The sequence below is a fragment of the Methylotuvimicrobium sp. KM2 genome (genome assembly GCF_038051925.1).
GTDB lineage: Bacteria > Pseudomonadota > Gammaproteobacteria > Methylococcales > Methylomonadaceae > Methylotuvimicrobium.
Map to the genome: position 1 here is coordinate 2,650,722 of NZ_CP150634.1, position 17,776 is coordinate 2,668,497.

The 17,776-nt window shown below is 52.3% G+C and carries 17 protein-coding genes; 1 reads left to right on the forward strand and 16 read right to left on the reverse strand.

What is annotated here, in order from left to right:
* Positions 1-509 precede the first annotated feature (509 nt).
* The 8 genes from kdsB to prmB form a co-directional block, all read right to left on the reverse strand.
* Positions 510-1,286, reverse strand: a complete 777-nt coding sequence (kdsB, locus tag WJM45_RS11240; protein ID WP_341325197.1) for a 3-deoxy-manno-octulosonate cytidylyltransferase — start codon at positions 1,284-1,286, stop codon at positions 510-512.
* The gene (locus WJM45_RS11245; protein WP_341328934.1) at positions 1,283-1,474 is read right to left on the reverse strand and encodes a Trm112 family protein; all 192 of its coding nucleotides are present in this window, start codon (positions 1,472-1,474) and stop codon (positions 1,283-1,285) included. The genes kdsB and WJM45_RS11245 overlap by 4 nt, the downstream gene beginning before the upstream one ends.
* Positions 1,455-2,462, reverse strand: a complete 1,008-nt coding sequence (gene lpxK, locus WJM45_RS11250; RefSeq protein ID WP_341325198.1) for a tetraacyldisaccharide 4'-kinase — start codon at positions 2,460-2,462, stop codon at positions 1,455-1,457. The genes WJM45_RS11245 and lpxK overlap by 20 nt, the downstream gene beginning before the upstream one ends.
* Positions 2,463-2,897, reverse strand: a complete 435-nt coding sequence (locus WJM45_RS11255) for a biopolymer transporter ExbD (protein ID WP_341325199.1) — start codon at positions 2,895-2,897, stop codon at positions 2,463-2,465.
* The gene (locus tag WJM45_RS11260; protein WP_341325200.1) at positions 2,897-3,511 is read right to left on the reverse strand and encodes a MotA/TolQ/ExbB proton channel family protein; all 615 of its coding nucleotides are present in this window, start codon (positions 3,509-3,511) and stop codon (positions 2,897-2,899) included. The genes WJM45_RS11255 and WJM45_RS11260 overlap by 1 nt, the downstream gene beginning before the upstream one ends.
* A 386-nt stretch (positions 3,512-3,897) precedes the next feature.
* On the reverse strand, positions 3,898-5,058 hold the full coding sequence (locus tag WJM45_RS11265) for an MFS transporter (RefSeq protein ID WP_341325201.1): 1,161 nt from the start codon (positions 5,056-5,058) through the stop codon (positions 3,898-3,900).
* An 8-nt stretch (positions 5,059-5,066) separates the two neighbouring features.
* A complete protein-coding gene (gene aroC, locus WJM45_RS11270) occupies positions 5,067-6,155 on the reverse strand; it encodes a chorismate synthase (protein WP_341325202.1) in 1,089 nt (362 codons plus the stop codon).
* A gap of 1 nt (position 6,156) precedes the next feature.
* Complete coding sequence (gene prmB / locus WJM45_RS11275) at positions 6,157-7,089, reverse strand: 50S ribosomal protein L3 N(5)-glutamine methyltransferase (RefSeq protein WP_341325203.1); 933 nt, start codon at positions 7,087-7,089, stop codon at positions 6,157-6,159.
* Positions 7,090-7,166: 77 nt separating this feature from the next.
* Here prmB and WJM45_RS11280 point away from each other — a divergent pair, with 77 nt between their 5' ends.
* The gene (locus WJM45_RS11280) at positions 7,167-8,048 is read left to right on the forward strand and encodes an HDOD domain-containing protein (RefSeq protein ID WP_341325204.1); all 882 of its coding nucleotides are present in this window, start codon (positions 7,167-7,169) and stop codon (positions 8,046-8,048) included.
* A gap of 9 nt (positions 8,049-8,057) precedes the next feature.
* Here the strand turns inward: WJM45_RS11280 and WJM45_RS11285 are convergent, their stop codons facing one another.
* The 8 genes from WJM45_RS11285 to WJM45_RS11320 all read right to left on the reverse strand — a co-directional run bounded on the left by WJM45_RS11285 (position 8,058) and on the right by WJM45_RS11320 (position 17,767).
* Complete coding sequence (locus WJM45_RS11285) at positions 8,058-9,227, reverse strand: MFS transporter (RefSeq protein WP_341325205.1); 1,170 nt, start codon at positions 9,225-9,227, stop codon at positions 8,058-8,060.
* A 459-nt stretch (positions 9,228-9,686) separates the two neighbouring features.
* The gene (locus WJM45_RS11290; RefSeq protein WP_017839302.1) at positions 9,687-10,097 is read right to left on the reverse strand and encodes a biopolymer transporter ExbD; all 411 of its coding nucleotides are present in this window, start codon (positions 10,095-10,097) and stop codon (positions 9,687-9,689) included.
* Positions 10,098-10,100: 3 nt separating this feature from the next.
* On the reverse strand, positions 10,101-10,793 hold the full coding sequence (locus tag WJM45_RS11295; protein ID WP_341325206.1) for a MotA/TolQ/ExbB proton channel family protein: 693 nt from the start codon (positions 10,791-10,793) through the stop codon (positions 10,101-10,103).
* Positions 10,794-10,936: 143 nt separating this feature from the next.
* Complete coding sequence (locus WJM45_RS11300) at positions 10,937-11,728, reverse strand: energy transducer TonB (protein WP_341325207.1); 792 nt, start codon at positions 11,726-11,728, stop codon at positions 10,937-10,939.
* Positions 11,725-12,021 (reverse strand): hypothetical protein, encoded by a 297-nt coding sequence (locus tag WJM45_RS11305; protein ID WP_341325208.1) that lies wholly within the window; start codon positions 12,019-12,021, stop codon positions 11,725-11,727. The genes WJM45_RS11300 and WJM45_RS11305 overlap by 4 nt, the downstream gene beginning before the upstream one ends.
* Before the next feature lie 30 nt (positions 12,022-12,051).
* Positions 12,052-15,219, reverse strand: a complete 3,168-nt coding sequence (locus WJM45_RS11310; RefSeq protein WP_341325209.1) for an efflux RND transporter permease subunit — start codon at positions 15,217-15,219, stop codon at positions 12,052-12,054.
* On the reverse strand, positions 15,216-16,394 hold the full coding sequence (locus tag WJM45_RS11315) for an efflux RND transporter periplasmic adaptor subunit (protein WP_341325210.1): 1,179 nt from the start codon (positions 16,392-16,394) through the stop codon (positions 15,216-15,218). Before WJM45_RS11315 ends, WJM45_RS11310 begins: the two co-directional genes overlap by 4 nt.
* A complete protein-coding gene (locus WJM45_RS11320; protein WP_341325211.1) occupies positions 16,391-17,767 on the reverse strand; it encodes an efflux transporter outer membrane subunit in 1,377 nt (458 codons plus the stop codon). The genes WJM45_RS11315 and WJM45_RS11320 overlap by 4 nt, the downstream gene beginning before the upstream one ends.
* Between the last annotated feature and the right edge of the window lie 9 nt (positions 17,768-17,776).

Below are 17,776 nucleotides of genomic sequence, written 5' to 3' on the forward strand. Positions count from 1 at the left end.
AAAGCAAACAGTCAACCTACTTTTGTTTGCTTCCTAGATCCAAAAATCAACGACTTAGCAGGAGGCATCAAAATGAAAATTGAACTTATTAAAGAATTTATCAATACTTTTTTACCGGGTTATCGCCGGAACTCAAGGGTATGTTGCGCGTATCAAAGCCGTACCCGCCAATATTAGCCAAAGTCCTTAGTGCGCCTTGCGCCCGTCAAGCCTGTTTACCATTAACGTTTATGAAGGTCCGGCCATCGCCTCGGCAAATTAACGTTTAACCGCGTAGCCCGGATGCAGCGCAAGCGCAATCCGGGACGTTCGAGGCTACGCAAGCCCCGCATTCCACTTACGCTCCATACGGGCTACGCGCTGTTAATGATTAGTCACCACTCATTTAAATTGAAAACGCTGTATCTTCAAGTCCTTCATGCTCTTCATGGTAAAAAGATGATATTACTTGGAACCAACACTCGTATACGAACTGCATGTGCCTCATGGTTAAACTGCCGAATTTAGGATTATTTGTCACGAATTACTAAGCACCTTTCCACGCGTTTTAAATCGTCCTCGGTATCAACACCGGCTTCCGGTGTTTTGGCAACGGTGTTAACAAGGATCGACTCGCCGTGCCAGAGTATTCGAAGCTGCTCCAATGACTCGACCGCCTCAAGCGGTGAAGCTTCCCAGCCGCAATAACGCCGCAAGAAATCGACTCGGTATGCATACATGCCGATATGACGCAAATAATCGATTTTTCCGGAAAAGTCCCTGCTACCCTGCCGACTGAAATGATCTCGGTCCCACGGAATCGGCGCACGACTGAAATAAAGCGCATAACCGTCTTTGTTCAGCACCGTTTTGACGGAGTTGGGATTGAAGACTTCTTCCGGATCGGTAATGCGTGCCGCCAGCGTTGCGATACCTGCACGATGCTGCCCAGCCAATGCTTCCGCGACATTCCGGATATAAACCGGCGGAATTAACGGTTCATCGCCTTGAAGATTGACGATAATCGTATCATCGCTCCATCCATGTAATTCGGCGACTTCCGCGATGCGCTCGGTACCGCTTTGATGATCTTCGCGCGTCATCACGGCTTGAATACCGAGCCCCAACACTTTATCCAAAATCCGCGCATCGTCGGTTGCCACGACGATGTCTTCGGCGTCGGCTTCCCTTGCCCGTTCGCAGACATGCGCAACCATCGGTTTTCCGGCGATGGTCAGCAACGGCTTGCCCGGCAGCCGAGTCGATCCGTAGCGGGCCGGAATCACAACTTTGAAGGGAATACTCATTTACGCAGGGCATCGGCTTCTTCTTGACTCAATTCGCGGGCTTCGTCTTCAAGCATGACCGGTATGCCGTCGCGTATCGGGAACGCCAAGCGATCGGCAATAGAAATTAATTCCTGATTTTCTTTGTCGTAAATCAATGGCCCTTTACTGACCGGACTGACCAGAATTTCAAGTAATTTTGTATCCATCATATTTTTCTCTCAATAAAGTTAAAAATCGATTCGTAAAGGCCGGCTCCAGTTGGGCCGTGACCGGCACATACCAATGCGTATCGCGCGCGAAACCGAAGCATTTGACCGCGTCTTTTTCGGTCATCAATACCGGATAGTCTCCGAATTCAATATCGTCGGCGCGATACGAATAATGATCCGGGAACCTATGATTGATGCAATGCAGCCCGGCGGCGGCCAACTTGTTGAAAAACCGGTCGGGGTTGCCGATTCCGGCCACCGCATGACAATTCAAACCGATAAAGTCTTGCAATGGCTTGGCCGAACCGGTCGTCAGATTGACAGCCACATCGCCGCTGAGTGTCATCGAAAAACGTTCATCTTCGGTTTTTGTTCCATTCTCGATGATAAAGTCGACTTCTGACAGGCGGCAGGCCGGTTCTCTCAACGGCCCGGCCGGCAAACAATAACCATTACCGAACTGTCTTTCGCCGTCGACGACAGCAATTTCGATATCGCGGGCCAATTTGTAATGCTGCAAACCGTCGTCCGATAAAATGACATCGCAGCCGTCTTGCTCCAACAATAAACGTCCTGCTTCAAAACGATTGACCCCGATCGCGACAGGACAATCGGAGTGCTTGGACAATAACAAAGGCTCATCACCAACAGTCGCGGCATTATCCAAAGGATCGACTTTGACCGGTGCATCCCGGACCTCGCCCCCGTATCCTCGGCTAATGACGCCAGGTTTATAACCGTTCCGCTTCAAAAGCCTAGCTAACGCGATAATTAACGGCGTTTTCCCGGTGCCGCCGACGCTAATATTTCCGACGATGATGACCGGAACCGGCAGACGCCGTTTTTTTAACCATCCTGCGCGATAAGAAAACCGTCTGAGTTCGACGGCTCCTCGAAAAACCCAACTAAGCGGCAATAAAAACTTAGCGGGAAATCGGCCATGATACCAAACGGCATCGAGCGATAACTTTCCTGAGGTATTCATTTAACCGCCATTGGGTTTTATTGCCGCAAAGGTAATATGTTTAAAACCGATTTGCCCGGCAATATCCAAAGCCATGACGACCGATTTATGCGGCGTTTTACCGTCCGCATTGATGACGAAAGGGATTGATCGCGACGAACCTGCCAATTTGAGCAGTTCTTGTTTGAGCGTTTCTTTTTCTTGATTAACCAATTGACGAGGCAAACCGTCTTCGCCGGTCAAATAATAGACGCCCTCCGAATCGATACTCAACTCGATCTGTCTCAGTTTTCTTTCGAGTTCGCTGCCTTCGGCTTCAGGTAAATCTATGTTCAATACGGTTTCCCGATTGAAGGTCGTCGTTACCATGAAGAAAATCAACAATAAAAAGACCACATCGATCATCGGCGTAATGCTGATTTCGAGCTTTTCTCTTTTTTTACGATGAAAATCCATCAGGCTTCCTCACGCTCTCCGTGCAACACATCGATCAAGCGTAACGCTTCCTCTTCCATATTCAAAACATATTCATCGACCAAGCGCTCGAAATAACGGTGAAAAATTAGGCTCGGAATCGCAACGCTCAAGCCGGCCGCGGTTGTAATCAATGCCTCGGAAATGCCCCCGGCCAATATCGTAGGATCGCCGACGCCATGCATCATGATAGCCGTGAATACCTTGATCATGCCGACCACGGTTCCCAGAAGGCCCAGCAACGGCGTGATCGAAGCAATCGTACCCAAAGTGTTCAGAAATTTTTCCAATTCATGAACGATTTGCCGTCCCACCTCTTCGATGCTAGTGCGCATGATGTCCCGGCCGTGACGACTATTGGCAAGCCCAGCCGCCAAAACCGCGCCCAATGGCGAACTCATTTTAAGGCTTCGCAATGCCGCAGTATCGAGTTTACCTTCGCGAGATAATTTCCATATCTGAGGAACCAGATCGGGCGGCAAAATTTTATTTTTGCGTAGCGTCCAAAAACGCTCGGCAATGATCGCCATCGCACCGATGGAGCACAAAATAATCGGCAGCATTAACCAGCCGCCGCTTTTAATCAAATCGAACACTATTTTTACCTATGTTTATAAAACTTAAGACAAAATATAACGCTTCAGCCAATTAAGCCGGAATGACGTTTTCGATAACCCATGAGAATTGACCAAGGATTTCATGACAAATAACTTCCCGGAGCAATGATATTTGTAGCTATACCTTTCGTACTTCAAATTTCGGCAGTGCCTGAGGAGGCACCGGGGTGCTCGATCCCTCACCTAACGCTAGGTGAGGGACCAGCATGGAGCTGGCATAGAGCCTACAGGGACGTATTTACCCAGCACCTAAATTCCATAACCCATTGGCCATGGTTAATTGTCTTGGATAATTTAGGTGCTGGGTTCACGACGTCCTTTGACGGGCACCCCGGTGCCGAATTTTGATCTGCGATGGGTATAATTTAAACAAATCCCGCTTGCTTAGCGTTATCACGGCCCACCCAAACATAGGCAATCAATAACGCCATACAACAACAAACCGCTGCAATGCTATACACGAACCGGGCACCTTGCGAATCCCAAAAATAACCGCTGTACAGACTGCCTAGCACTCCGCCCAGGCCGAAACTGACGCTGCTATAAAGCGCCTGCCCCTTGCCTTGGTGTCGGTGGCCGAAATAATAATCGACCAGATGAATCGCCGTCACATGCGTGGCGCCGAAAGTCGCGGCATGAAGCACTTGAGCAAAAACCAGTAAAGCAAGATTATCCGCACACCAACCAATTAATAGCCAACGTACGACACTCAATAAAATACTGACCAATAAAATATGTCTTAGCGAGTACTTTACCAATACCCTACGCATCAATACAAACAGCACAATTTCTGCAAAAACCCCCAACGACCACAACATCCCGGTCGTTGTTCCCGAATAATCGTGTTGATTCAAAAAAATCGAATAAAACACATAATAGGGGCCGTGTGCGACTTGCAAAAGCATGTAGACGAAAAAAAACGCCCACACTTCAGGCTTTTTTAAAATTCCTCCAATAGCGACAACTTCTCTACCTTGCTGGGACGCATAAGCTTCGGGCGTCAATAGCGCCATAAGCCAAATCGAACCCAAAAGCCCGGTAATAATTTCCGGCATGAATGCCAAACCATGCCAATCGAGCAAACGACCGATACCGGTAACGGTAACAATAAAACCTATCGACCCCCATAGCCGAATTTGGCTGTAGCGCTGCGGTTCTTGCTTTAAATGAAACAAAGTTGCCGCCTCGAATTGCGGCAGCGCGGCATTCCAGAAAAAACTAAACGCCACCGTCAATAAGGCAAATGCTAAATAACCTTCAACGAACAAAAAACCGCTGAATAAAATAGCCGCAAAAAAACATGCAATGCGGATAATCCGTAAACTTCGCCCACTTCGATCGGCAATCCAGCCCCAAATATTCGGCGCTATGATTTTCGTACCGACCAATAATGCCGAAAGCTCGCCGATTTCAATCGCATTGAAATCGACGCTTTCCAGATACAAGCTCCAGTAAGGTAAAAAACCTCCTAGCGTAGCAAAATAACAAAAGTAGAATCCCGACAGTCGCCAATAAGGTACGGACATACCGCGGCTTATCTAAGAATCGGCAAGCCGGAATCGACCTCGAAATTTTGGGCACGGTGCCGTAAGAGATGGTCCATTAGCACGAGGGCGGTCATCGCTTCGGCGATCGGCGTCGCGCGAATGCCGACGCAGGGGTCGTGACGGCCCTGAGTGACCACTTCAATCGGTTCGCCTCTGACATTGATGCTTCTGCCGGGCAATCTCAAGCTCGAAGTCGGCTTCAGCGCGATGCTGGCCCGAATATTTTGCCCGGTACTGATGCCGCCTAAAATACCGCCGGCATGATTGCTCAAGAAACCTTCCGGCGTGATTTCATCGCGAAATGCGGTGCCCTTGGTATCGATACAGGCAAAACCGTCGCCGATTTCGACACCCTTCACCGCATTGATGCTCATTAGGGCATAGGCCAGTTCAGCATCGAGCCGGTCGAAAATCGGCTCGCCCAAACCGGGCGGCACATTCGATGCAATCACTTCGATTCTAGCGCCGATCGATTCGCCTTCCTTACGCAAAGCATCCATGTATTGCTCCATCTCCGCGATTTTATCGCTATCGGGACAGAAAAAAGGATTCGTTTCAACGACGGACCAATCGAATTTTTCGATCTTGATGGGGCCTAATTGCGACAAATAGCCCCGAATTTCGAGACCGGCCGATTCCTTTAAATATTTTTTCGCGATTGCCCCTGCGGCCACGCGCATCGACGTCTCGCGAGCCGATGAACGCCCACCCCCGCGATAATCGCGAAAGCCGTATTTATGCTGATAGCTATAATCGGCATGGCCGGGCCTGAAACTTTCGGCGATTTTCGAATAATCTTTCGAGCGCTGATCGGTATTTTCGATCAACAAACCGATCGGCGTGCCGGTGGTCTTGCCTTCGAAAACCCCGGATAGAATCCTGACTTGATCGGCTTCCCGGCGCTGCGTGGTGTGTCTCGAGGTACCCGGCTTGCGTCGGTCGAGATCGATTTGAATATCGTCTTCCGACAACGCCATGCCGGGAGGGCAACCATCGACGATACAACCTAATGCGGGTCCGTGACTTTCGCCGAACGAAGTCACGGTGAATAACTTTCCTATCGTATTTCCGGACATATTAATTTAAAGCATCTATGAATAAAGAATGAAATTGATCGACTTGTTCGGCGGTCAACAAAAACACGCCGTCGCCTCCTCGCTGAAAGTCCAACCAATAAAAAGGGATTTCAGGAAACCGATTTTGCAGCGTTTCGGCGCTGCTGCCGACTTCGACGATTAGCACGCCGTGTTTCGACAGATAATCCTTGGCACTCGCCAAAATTTGCAGCACGATATCGAGGCCCGACTCGCCGCCCTTGAAACCCATCGCCGGCTCGGCATGATATTCGGGAGGCAGATTTTGCCATTCTTCGACGGCGACGTAGGGAGGGTTACTGACAATGATGTCGTAACGTTCGTGCGGTAATTGCGAAAACAAATCGGATTGAAAAAGCGTGATTTGTTCAACTCTGTCATGTTTTTCGACATTGATCGCGGCCACGGCCAGCGCATCTTCGGATAAGTCGACCGCATCGACCGGAACGTCCGGAAAAGCATAGGCGCAAGCGATCGCGATGCAGCCGCTGCCGGTACACAAATCCAGAATTCGGTTGACCGAATCGGGATCGACCCAAGGGTTGAATTGATCCTCAATCAGCTCGGCGATCGGCGAGCGCGGTATCAATACGCGCTCATCGACAAAAAACGATAAACCGGCAAAAATGGCTTCATGGGTCAAATAGGCCGATGGCTTACGTTCATTGATCCGCCTCTCGAACATCGCAAGAATCGCCTCGCGCTCCGGCATCGTCAAGGTACTGTCTAAATAAACAGGCGATAGATCGTAGGGCTGATGCAAGGTATGCAAAACGATAGCCGCGGCTTCATCGATCGCCGACACAGTGCCGTGCCCAAAAAACACGCCGGCATCACGAAACCGACTGGCGCCGTAACGAATATAATCGCGAATGGTCGTTAATGTAGCGGATATATCGGAAAAATTGTCTGACATGGTTAATAACGGAATTATCGACTCAACGGGCAATTTTAAACTAAACTCTTTTTGCTTGCCCGAATATTAAACAGAACATGAGCACATCACCGGATACTACGGCCATTGCTTCGAGCCTTGCCAAAAATCAGCTGTACCTCGATTGTTATAAGTCGATGCAGAAGGATAAACTTCAATTGCCGACGATACCCGATGTCGCCTTCAAAATTCGACGCGCGATCAACGACCAGACGGCCAACAATGCCAAAATCGCTAGAGTCGTTCAGATCGACCCGGCCATTACCGCCCGTTTGATCAGAATTGCGAACAGCCCGCTTTACCGGGGCCGAAGAAAAATTGAAAGCTGTCCGGAAGCTCTAACCCGCGTCGGTTTAAAAGCGGCTCAGGACATCATCACCTCATTCGCGATGAAAGCGGTTTTTCAAGCCAAAACGCCGGTGATTCGCAAAAAAATGACCGATCTCTGGGCGCACAGCAGCTATGTTGCCGCTATCAGCGCAGTATTGGCTCACAAAACCCCGGGGTTCGACCCGGACAAGGCGATGCTGGCCGGCCTCATCCACGACATCGGCGTCGTCCCGATATTGACGCATGCCGACAAACGCCCGGAAATTATCGACAATCCGAAAGACCTGGTCGAAACGGTACGAAAACTGCGCGTCGATATCGGCCTGCAAATTCTGCGTAAATGGGATTTTCCGCAAGACTTCGAAGATGTCATTATCAACGCCGAGAACTGGTATCGCGACAATGACGGACCACCGGATTACGCCGACATCGTTATGATCTCGCAACTTCATAGTTTCATCGGCAAGATCGACATCAAAAAAATGCCCAAAATAGATCAACTACCCGCTTTTAGAAAACTGGCCTCGGGAGGGCTAACGATCGATGCCAGCATCGGAATCTTGGACATGGCCAAGGAAGAAATCGAACAAATCCGGCTGATGCTGCATTGATGCTCCGAATTAATAGCGTTTCATCAACATCAGCAAGGTTAACGAAGCAAACAGCGCTCCGCAATAGAAGGTTAATTCGGCGCCGTAACGGTCCCACAGCCAACCGGCCAACACGCTGGCCAACAGCATGAAGACACCACTCACAAAATTAAAAAAACCGTAGGCCGTGCCTTTCCAGTGAGCCGGCGTGGTGTCCGCGACCATCGCCGCCAAAATGCCTTGACTGAAACCCATGTGCAAACCCCACAACACCAAACCCGCAAACAACATCGGCAAGGTCTCGGCGGTTGCCAGAATCAAATCGGCCAGAACCAGAAACGCCATAGCCAAGGCCAGCAAGCCTCTTTTCACGACCCGGTCGGACCAAAGCCCTGCAGGATAAGCCGACACCGCATAAGCCAGACTCATCAACACCATCGCCAACGGTATCCAGGTCACCGCCAAGCCGATTTGCGCGGCGCGCAGCACCAAAAAAGCCTCGCTGAACCGGGCCATCGTAAACAATGCGCCCAATGCGACAACCCAACGATAGCGCCCGGAAAACTCATTCAGTATCTTGAAACTCAATGGCGAGCGCGCCGGTTTGGATCTTAATCGCGCCTTCGGCTCTTCGATGCCGATGACGATCAATAACACGGCGAGCAAAGCCGGAACGACCGCAACCCACAACACCAGTTCGATATCGCCCTGGTAAAGAAACAATAACAACACCGCCAGCAACGGACCCAAAAATGCGCCGACCGTATCCATCGATTGTCTCAAGCCGAAGCACGCGCCGCGAATTTCCGGCGGAGACACATCGGCGATCAAGGCATCACGCGGCGCGCCGCGTATGCCCTTGCCTATCCTATCGAGAAAACGCGCGGTAAACACCGTTTCGACGTTACCGGCCATCGGAAACAAAGGCCTCGACAAGGCAGCCATGCCGTAGCCGATAAAAATGAGGAATTTACGCTTGCCGAAAAAATCGCTGATCGTTCCGGAAAATACTCTGACCATCAAGGCCGCCGCCTCGGCCACGCCTTCGATCAAACCGACCGTCAATGCCGAGGCGTCGAGCGTCGTGACCAAAAAAACCGGCAACAAGCTGTGTATCAATTCCGACGACAAATCCATGAACAAACTTACGAACCCGAGCGTCCAGATGGTTTTGGGTATGGCTATTCTATCGACCTTCATCACGCCCCTCCCGTAGAACGCATGGCTCATTTTCTCGTTATGCGGATTGAAGACTATTTCGGGTTTCCACGATCCTGAGGCCGCGAAAGTATTCCAAATCCAAGCGGTTCCCAGGATGCTCCGCGTTCGATCGGCCGTCAAGACCCCATGAACGGGTTCACGGCGGCCCTAAACAGCGTAGCCCGAATGGAGCGTAGCGTAATCCGGGATGTTCGGAGTCACGCCAATCCCGTATTCCGCTACGCTGCATACGGGCTACATGTTTTAATAGCAACTTGGGGAAAAGCGGATGTGGGTTGACCGTTTTTAGCTTAATGCGTATGTGTTGTAGCCCCTTTATGCTTCGACAGGGCTCTCCTGAGCGCAGCCGAAGGGCTCAGCACGAACGGACTCCAACATATGCCAATTGCTCTTATTAGGTTGAACGATTATCTCAATAAGAAGGGTATAGTGCCTGATCTATTGCGCTACCGTAACAAACGACAACTTATCGATACCGGAGCGTTGCGCGCTGGCCATCACCTTGGCAACCGATTCGAACAACGCGGCCCGATCGGCTTGCAGCTGAATGCTGATTTCCGGATCACGTTCTTGCAAGGCTTTCAGTTCGCCTTCCAAATTCGGTAGCGGGATGGTTTTGTCGTCCAGTTGCGCTTCGCCGCCGGCGGTGACTGCCAATATGGCGACATGTTTATCAGGCGTCGGTTCGGTCTGTTCGGTTTTGGGTAGCTTGACTTTGACGACTTGAGTCAATAACGGTGCGGTGACGATAAACACCACCAACAGTACCAGCATCACATCCACCAAAGGCGTGACATTGATTTCACTCATTTCTCCGCCTTCTTCTTCGCTGGGCAATTGCATGGCCATGACTTAGACCTCCTGAGTTTGGCGTTGGGATTGGGTGGCAACTAAATCGGTTTCGATACAACTGCGCATGAAGTCGGTGGCGATATGTTCCAAACCGGCCAGCAGTTGGCGGTTCCGGCGCAGAAAAAAGTTGTAGCCGATCACTGCCGGAATGGCCACGGCTATTCCCAAGGCAGTAGCGATCAAGGCTTCGCCGATCGGCCCTGCGACGACCTCAAGACTGGCCGAACCTTGAACCCCGATGTCTTTTAAAGCGTGCATGATGCCCCATACCGTACCGAACAGACCGATAAACGGCGAAGTACTTCCGATACTGGCCAGCCAGCCCAGTCCTGAGTCCAGCAAGGCCTTTTCCTTTTGCAACTGTTGTCTCAAAGTACGTTCGATTAGCTCATGCCAGGCGGCATGGTCGGTTTTCTGATAGCTGGGTTGGCTCTGAGCCCGTACGTAGGTTTGATGGCCGACCGTCAATACCCTCCCGGCTTGAATAGCCAACGGCTTGCGCTGTTGCTTCGCCAGGGAAGAAACCGATTTCAGCGACACATCGCCTGTCAGGCTTTTAATCAATTGTCGATTGCGGTAGCGATGCCAGGCGATTTCTCCGGCTTTCAGCAAGATCACGCTCCAAGTCAGCAATGAAAAAAAGCCCAGCGTGTATAGCGTGCCGTCGACGATGGCAGTTTCGGAAAAGTTCATAATTTTCTCCTGAATAGTTTTTAGTTTTTGACAATCATAATTATTTCTTGCAGCTCCTTGTAATCCTGCCGAATCATCATGATCCGGTCATGCCGACATCCGTGTAATCCGGGCAAGGTAGGCCACCCGTCATTACAGGGAGGCTATTTCAAATGAAATACGATAGGTATTTTGACCCAACTGGCCTCGGCTATTTCTCCGCGTTTAGCCGGTACAAACCGCCATTCCTTGACGGCATCCATCGCCGATTCGTCGAGTACGTCATGGCCGCTGGAACGTTGAATAGTCACCCGTTGCGTATGGCCATCGGCACCGACATGAACGCGCAGCACGACGGTGCCTTCCCAACCCCGGCGCCGGGCAACCATGGGATAAACCGGTTTGGGGTTATTCAGATAAGCGGCATTACTGTCGGCAGGGACAAAGATGTCATTCCTTGGCGCGGCCATGGCGTCGTGTTGTTGGCTTTGAAGTGCCGCGGCGGCGGACGGCGCACTTTCCTGTTCTTCTTTTTGGACCTCAACTTGTTTCACCGCCGTTTCAGCGGGACGTAACTTGGGTTTAGGTTTTACCTTCGGTTTGTCAGGTTTGGGTTTGGCAACTTTCTTCGGGATTTCCGGTTTAGGTGGCGTCAATGCTTGATTCGCAACAGGTGCCGGCGGCGCCGATAATTCCATCGAGATCATCGGCAACGGCGCTGCCGCGGAAAACGGCACAGGCGCGGGTTTAGTGACATACCAAAACAACAGGAATCCGTGCAGCAGCGTTACGACTAGCGTAGCCAGCGCCACAGAGATAGGCCGGCAGCGGGATGTTGCCGGGATTTGTATGAGCTTGGGTGAAAAATCGTCCCGGCCATTCATTGCGGAATCCGCCAAAAAGCAATGCCGGTTTCCTCGCTCGAGTCTATACCAATTGAACAGTTTGTCGCTCATCGCCGGCCGACCCTTTTTTCCGATATCCGTGGCGCTCGCGATAACGCATCTCGATGGCGTTCGATGCTTTGCAATGAGATTGCAAAGCCTTCCTGCCTGGCTTTATCTTTCGCCATTTGCCGCTCAAGCTGCTGCATTCGCGTTTGCAAAGATTCCAGCATTCCCAAAGTCTGCTGAAACTGCTCATGCAGAAATTCAAAATGGACTTGGTAATAGCGCACCGAAGGAAAAGAAGTGCCCGTATATTGAACAGGTTCGGTGTTTGATTGTTCTGTTTCGGATTGGCTATACATGAAACTGGCTCCTCATAGTTGTTTATAAATTCAGTCAGACGACAGAGCGGCATGAGCACGGGGGAAGACCGGCGAACTGCGGCGATCCAAAATGGCGTAACAGACCGGCGTCAACACCAGGCTGGCGGCCAAACCGAACAATAATCCGGCAGATAAAGACAAGGCCATCGGAATCAAAAACTGAGCCTGCGCACTGGTTTCCAGCAGCGTCGGTAAAAAGCCGGCAAACGTGGTCAAAAATGCCAATAAAATGGGGCGAAAGCGCGAGGTGCACGCCTCGATGATCAGGGTTTCCATAGGCCGGTCTCGGCCGCCGGATTGGCGTATGAAGTACAACAATACCAAACTGTCGTTAATCACGATCCCGCTGGCGGCGATCATGCCGACCAAGGATTCCATCGATAACGGCAAGCCGGCGGCCCAATGCGCCAGCACCGCACCGCACCAAGCCACAGGGGCGGCTAACAAAAAAATGACCGGTTTGCTATAGGAACGAAACGGCACCGCAATCAGTGCATAAATCACCAGCAGCGCAATCAGTGTGTTTTTACTAAAAGCAGCCAGCAACGCTTTTTGTTCTTGACGCTGTTGACCGATTTGGATATTCAATCCGGGAAATTGGTTTTCCAGAGCTTGAAAGACATCCCGTTCGAGCACGGCATAGAGTTCATTGACATCGGCTAGCGTCGGGTCGACGCGTGCTTGCACCTTCAATACGCGCTGCCGGTCTTCCCGGTGGATACGGGAGTAACCTTGAATCAACTCGACTTCCGCGACATGGGTCAACGGTACGCTCGTTCCGTTCTGCAAGCGGATCGGTTGGGCTTTCAATCGATCCAACGATCGCCGTTCGTGCAACGGATAACGCACCATCACTTTCACTTCCTTACGGCCGCGCATGAATCGATAGACCTCCGCGCCGTAATAGCCTTGGCGGACTTGTTCGGCCAATTGTTCCAAACGCAACCCCAGCCGTTCCGCATCCGGTTTCAGAGTCAAATGAATTTCCGGCTTACCGGGTTCGGCCGAGTCGATGACATCGTATACGCCCGGAAAAGCCTTGAGTTGCTGTTTGAGTCGTTCGACAGCCGGGGCCAAGACATTCGGCTGATCGGAACCCAGCAACAACTCGATGTCATAAGGCTCGTCACCTTCCTTGAAAATAAAGTCCACTTTACCACGGCCGATGTCGCCGATCCGTTGCCGCCAATCCTTAATAAAATGTTCGACCTCGACCCGCTGTCGTCCTTCCGATGAGAGCTCAAGCCAGATACCGGCGCCATGCTCCCAAATAATCGTTTCAATACCGACGATAACGCTCCGTTCATACGTCTGCGTTCCGTTATCCCTGTTATTTGCACCCCGGCCGGCCTGAGTGACGCCATCCAGTTCATCGCGCAATGCAAACAAAGAATTTTCAACGCGGGTCGCCAGCGCTTGGGTTTCACTGTAGGGTGCGCTTTGCGGTAACTGTATCGATACCCAGAAACTGTCCTTGGTCACATCGGGATTGATCGACTGCCGGACGCGATCGCTTGCGACCAGTCCGAAACATACGATCGACAAGGCCGCGAATAAGGCTACCGTCAAATAGCGCCAACTCAAGGCAATTGTTAATAACGGCCGGTACGCCCGGTCGACGAAACGGTCCATGCCTCGATTGAGCCGGGTACGCAAATGCTGCAAACGGGTCGGATTGGCATTCGATTCGACAGCGGCAACCAAATGCGAGGGCAAAATCAATAATGCCTCGATCAGAGAAAAGACCAAGGCCAAAATCATGATCAGGCAAATGGGCCGCATCATCTGTCCGGCCCAACCCGGCAGATTTAATCCGGGCAGAAATGCCGCCAGCACGATCAAGACCGATAACGTGACCGGCAGCGCAACGGCTTTCACGCCATTGACCGCAGCTTGTAAGGGCGTCTCGCGCCCCTCCATTTGCCGGCTATGAACGCTTTCGCCGATGATAATGGCGTCGTCCACCAAGACGCCCATTGCCAGCAAAAAACCGAACAGAGACAGCATGTTCAAGGAAATATCCAGCATCGGCATCAGCCAAAAAGCGCCGAGTATCGAAGTAAAAATACCCGCACCGGCCCATAAGGCGACGCGCAATCGTAAGAACAGCGTCAATACCGAACAAACCAATAAAAATCCGATCAGGCCGTTTTCCAACAACGCTCCAATCCGCTCGTCATAGGCTTGCGAATCGTCCCACCAAGTAATCAAACGCAAGCCTTCCGGTAAATTGGCGCGCATGGCTTCAATCGTCGATTTCACCTGCCGCGCCACCGCGATGCTATCCTGTTCGGTGTGGATTTCCCAGCCTTGAGCCGTTTGACCGTTATGCCGCCAAGTGTATAAGCGCTCTTCCAAACCGTCCTTGATCGTAGCGATTTGATCCAACCGCAAACGGTTGCCGTCGGGTAAAGTTTTAATGATCAAACTGCCGACCGCGTCGGCATCTTTTGCGCGACTGTCGACGCGTAACAACAACTCGCCGTCCGGGTTTTTGAGCACGCCACCCGGCAGTTCGACCGATGCTTGACGAATGGCCCCGGCAATGTCATCCAAAGTCAAACGATATTTGCGCAGTTGCTCCGGCGCGATCTCAACGCTGATTTCGTAGCCGATTTCGCCGTAATTGCGCACCCGGCCAACGCCGGGAATGGTCGCCAATTGTTGTTGAATCCGGTCGCCGAATCGTTGCAGGCTGAACGCATCGGTTTCGCCATGCAGGGCCACCCAAATCACGCCGTCATCGTCTTTGCGGTCGGCCGGCAAGACGTCGATTTTTTCCAGTTGTTTCGGCAGTCGCTGAATCGACTGGACTCGGCTACGCAACAGCGCCATCATTTGTTCACGGTCACGGTTCGGCAGTATCTCAACCCCTATCGTACAGGTGTCGCCGCGGATTTCGCCGTGCAGATGTTTGATGCCCGGTAAATCGTGTATCGCCTCTTCAATCGGGATACAGACGGACTGTTCGACTTCCGCCGGACCCGCGCCGGGAAAAATAGCCGTCACCTCGATCTGATGCGGACTGAAGCGAGGAAACACCTCTTTGTCGACATCGATCATGCCGAGCGCGCCTCCGGCGAATATCACCAGCATCAACAGATTGGCGGCGACCGGGTTATCGGCAAACCAGGCGAGTAAACCGTCAAGTCTTACCTGTTCTCTCGGCCGACTCATGGATTTTCAACCGATTGCGTATTCGTAATGGCGACTTGCATCCCCGCGACCGGCATCGGCATTTCGGAAATCACCACACTTTCGCCGGCGCGGAGACCGGCCCTGACGATCACTCTATCGGTTTCATGACGCAATACTTCAATCTTGCGGAATTCCAGGCGCCGTTCTCCGTCGACCACTTTCACCTGCTGCAATGAATTCAGTGCCGCAGGCGGCAGCGTAAACACTTTTTCCCGTGTGACGCCTTCGATTTCGGCCTGTACGAACAATCCGCTCAACAGAGGCGCACGCCCCGGCCCCTCCCATTCCGGCCGGTCGACTTGCGCCACCAGAAACAATTGGCCGCTGCTGCCGTCCAGTGCCGCTTCGCTTCGAACAATGCGGCCTTGCCACTGCTGCAATTGTCCGCCCACTTCGGAGCGTAGCGTGACCTTAGGCCAACGAGTCCTGACGGTGCGATTGCCGTACGGCAAATCCAGAAATGCCAGTTGATCGATCCCGATTGGCAAACGAATTTCGGCCACATCATTGGCATAAATACGGGCAACCGCACTACCGGTCGACAGGTACTGTCCGCGACCGGCTTGTTTGCTCAACACGCGGCCGGAAAAAGGCGCCCTGAGCTCACAGCGCCCCCGATTCAGCTTGGCCTTGGCCAGCTCGGCTTCGGCAGCCGATAATTTTGCTTCGGCTTCGGCCAATTGAGGTTTGCGCAACGCAAGATCGCTCGCCTCGCCTTGCCCGAGTGCCAGCCATTCGCTGTGAGCCTGCTCGGCTAATGCCTTTTCGTTAATCAGTACCCGTTTGGCCTCGGCGATGTTAGCTTGGGCAGCCACGATGGCGAAATCGTAATCGCGCGGATCGATCATCACTAATAAATCGCCCGCTTCGAAATAACCGCCGGATAACAACGCAGGATTCAACTCTACTATTTTACCGCTCACTTCGGCGATTAAATCGATTTCCTCGCGCGGCGTTACAACGCCTTGCGACATCACATTGAGCCTAACGGTTTGCGGTTTAACCCGGACGATTTCCACCATGGGCAGCGTGGATTGTTCGGCCTGCGGCAACATGCCGGGACGTAATTCGATCATGGCCCAGGCCGCACCCACGGCACCCAGTAACACCGCTATCGGTAATAGTGCTTTCATCAAGTATTTTTGTTCGTTCAAACGGCACCGCCTAATGCCAAGTACAGAGTGATTCGGTTGTTGAGTAATTGTCTTTGCACTTGTAGATGCGCGCTTTGCGCATTGAGCGTGCTACGATAGCTATCGAGCAAGGTCAGAATTTCAATCAGCCCCTGCTGATAGGAATACACGGCCAGTTTCCGGCTGGCTTCGGTTTGGTCGACCGCTTCCCGTAAGGCCTTTTCTTGCGCACGCAGCCGGGATTCGGCAGCCAGCGCTTGCTCTACCTCGCGAAAGGCATTGAGTGCCACGCTTTGGTATTGATTGAAAACATCGCTGACCCGGGCTTCATTCAGGCGAATCTCGCCTTGTAGGCGACCGCCGGTGAACAACGGTTGAACCAGTCCGATCGCCACGTTCCAAGCCACCGCGCGCGGGTCGACCAATTCGGTTAGCGCCGGACTGCCGGTGCCGCCGGCAGCGGTTAACGTAATTCGCGGCAGCAACGCTTTCTCGGCGCTTTCCAGTCGGGAATCGGCAGCGAGTAAACGTTTGAAAGCCGCCATCACATCGGGGCGGCGCGCCAACAATTCGGAGGGAAGGCCCGCCGTTAAAGCCATCGGCGGTTGCGGCAAGGCTCGGTGCCGCATGAGTAAACTGTCATCCGGATAGCGGGCCAGCAGCGTTTGCAACTGGCGCCCAAGACGCTGCACATCGTTACGGGCTTGCGCCAGTTGCGCCTCGGCATTGGCGACATCGGTTAATACCAGCCTTAGGTCTAAGCCGCGGCTCAAGCCTTTATTGAAGCGGCCGCGTATCAGGCCGGCGATGATGCTTCTATCCTTGACCGACTGCTCCGCAACCTGCGTTTGTAATTGTGCTTCGAGCCATTCGAAATAAACCTGAGCGATTCGTGCCGCTAACGATAATTGTGCCGCCCGGAAATCGTCGGCGGCGGCCAAGGCCTCTTCCTCCGCCGCCTGTTGCCCTGCCCTGATTCGGCCCCAGACGTCCAATTCCCAGTTGAAATTGAATAGAGCGCTAAACGCTCTGAATACCGAAGCGCCGATGTTGCTATCGTTCTTGCTTCTTTGGTAACCGGGCGAAAAAAATAATTGGGGCAAGCGCTCCGAGCCGGCAATGACGACTTGTTCGCGGGCTGCATCGATACGCGCTACGGCGGCTTTCAGATCAAAGTTGTTAACTAGGCCTTCGTGGACCATGGCAGTCAATAGCGGGTCGTTAAACGTCTCCACCCAGGAAGCGGCTAACGGCTCGACGATGGCGTCGGCTTCACGCCATTGTTCGGCAACCGGAAAATCCAATGCCTGAGCATCGCGTTCTTGAGCTGTAGTGCAACCGGCCAACACTACACAGATGATTAGCGATAAGTGGACAAGCAGCCGCGAAGACATTTGGCAGGA

Bases quoted from the DNA above. Each gene is read 5' to 3' on its own strand.
- kdsB (WP_341325197.1), bottom strand. From the start codon at position 1,286: ATGAGTATTCCCTTCAAAGTTGTGATTCCGGCCCGCTACGGATCGACT.
- WJM45_RS11245 (WP_341328934.1), bottom strand. From the start codon at position 1,474: ATGGATACAAAATTACTTGAAATTCTGGTCAGTCCGGTCAGTAAAGGG.
- lpxK (WP_341325198.1), bottom strand. From the start codon at position 2,462: ATGAATACCTCAGGAAAGTTATCGCTCGATGCCGTTTGGTATCATGGC.
- WJM45_RS11255 (WP_341325199.1), bottom strand. From the start codon at position 2,897: ATGGATTTTCATCGTAAAAAAAGAGAAAAGCTCGAAATCAGCATTACG.
- WJM45_RS11265 (WP_341325201.1), bottom strand. From the start codon at position 5,058: ATGTCCGTACCTTATTGGCGACTGTCGGGATTCTACTTTTGTTATTTT.
- aroC (WP_341325202.1), bottom strand. From the start codon at position 6,155: ATGTCCGGAAATACGATAGGAAAGTTATTCACCGTGACTTCGTTCGGC.
- prmB (WP_341325203.1), bottom strand. From the start codon at position 7,089: ATGTCAGACAATTTTTCCGATATATCCGCTACATTAACGACCATTCGC.
- WJM45_RS11280 (WP_341325204.1), top strand. From the start codon at position 7,167: ATGAGCACATCACCGGATACTACGGCCATTGCTTCGAGCCTTGCCAAA.
- WJM45_RS11285 (WP_341325205.1), bottom strand. From the start codon at position 9,227: ATGAAGGTCGATAGAATAGCCATACCCAAAACCATCTGGACGCTCGGG.
- WJM45_RS11290 (WP_017839302.1), bottom strand. From the start codon at position 10,097: ATGGCCATGCAATTGCCCAGCGAAGAAGAAGGCGGAGAAATGAGTGAA.
- WJM45_RS11295 (WP_341325206.1), bottom strand. From the start codon at position 10,793: ATGAACTTTTCCGAAACTGCCATCGTCGACGGCACGCTATACACGCTG.
- WJM45_RS11300 (WP_341325207.1), bottom strand. From the start codon at position 11,728: ATGAGCGACAAACTGTTCAATTGGTATAGACTCGAGCGAGGAAACCGG.
- WJM45_RS11305 (WP_341325208.1), bottom strand. From the start codon at position 12,021: ATGTATAGCCAATCCGAAACAGAACAATCAAACACCGAACCTGTTCAA.
- WJM45_RS11310 (WP_341325209.1), bottom strand. From the start codon at position 15,219: ATGAGTCGGCCGAGAGAACAGGTAAGACTTGACGGTTTACTCGCCTGG.
- WJM45_RS11320 (WP_341325211.1), bottom strand. From the start codon at position 17,767: ATGTCTTCGCGGCTGCTTGTCCACTTATCGCTAATCATCTGTGTAGTG.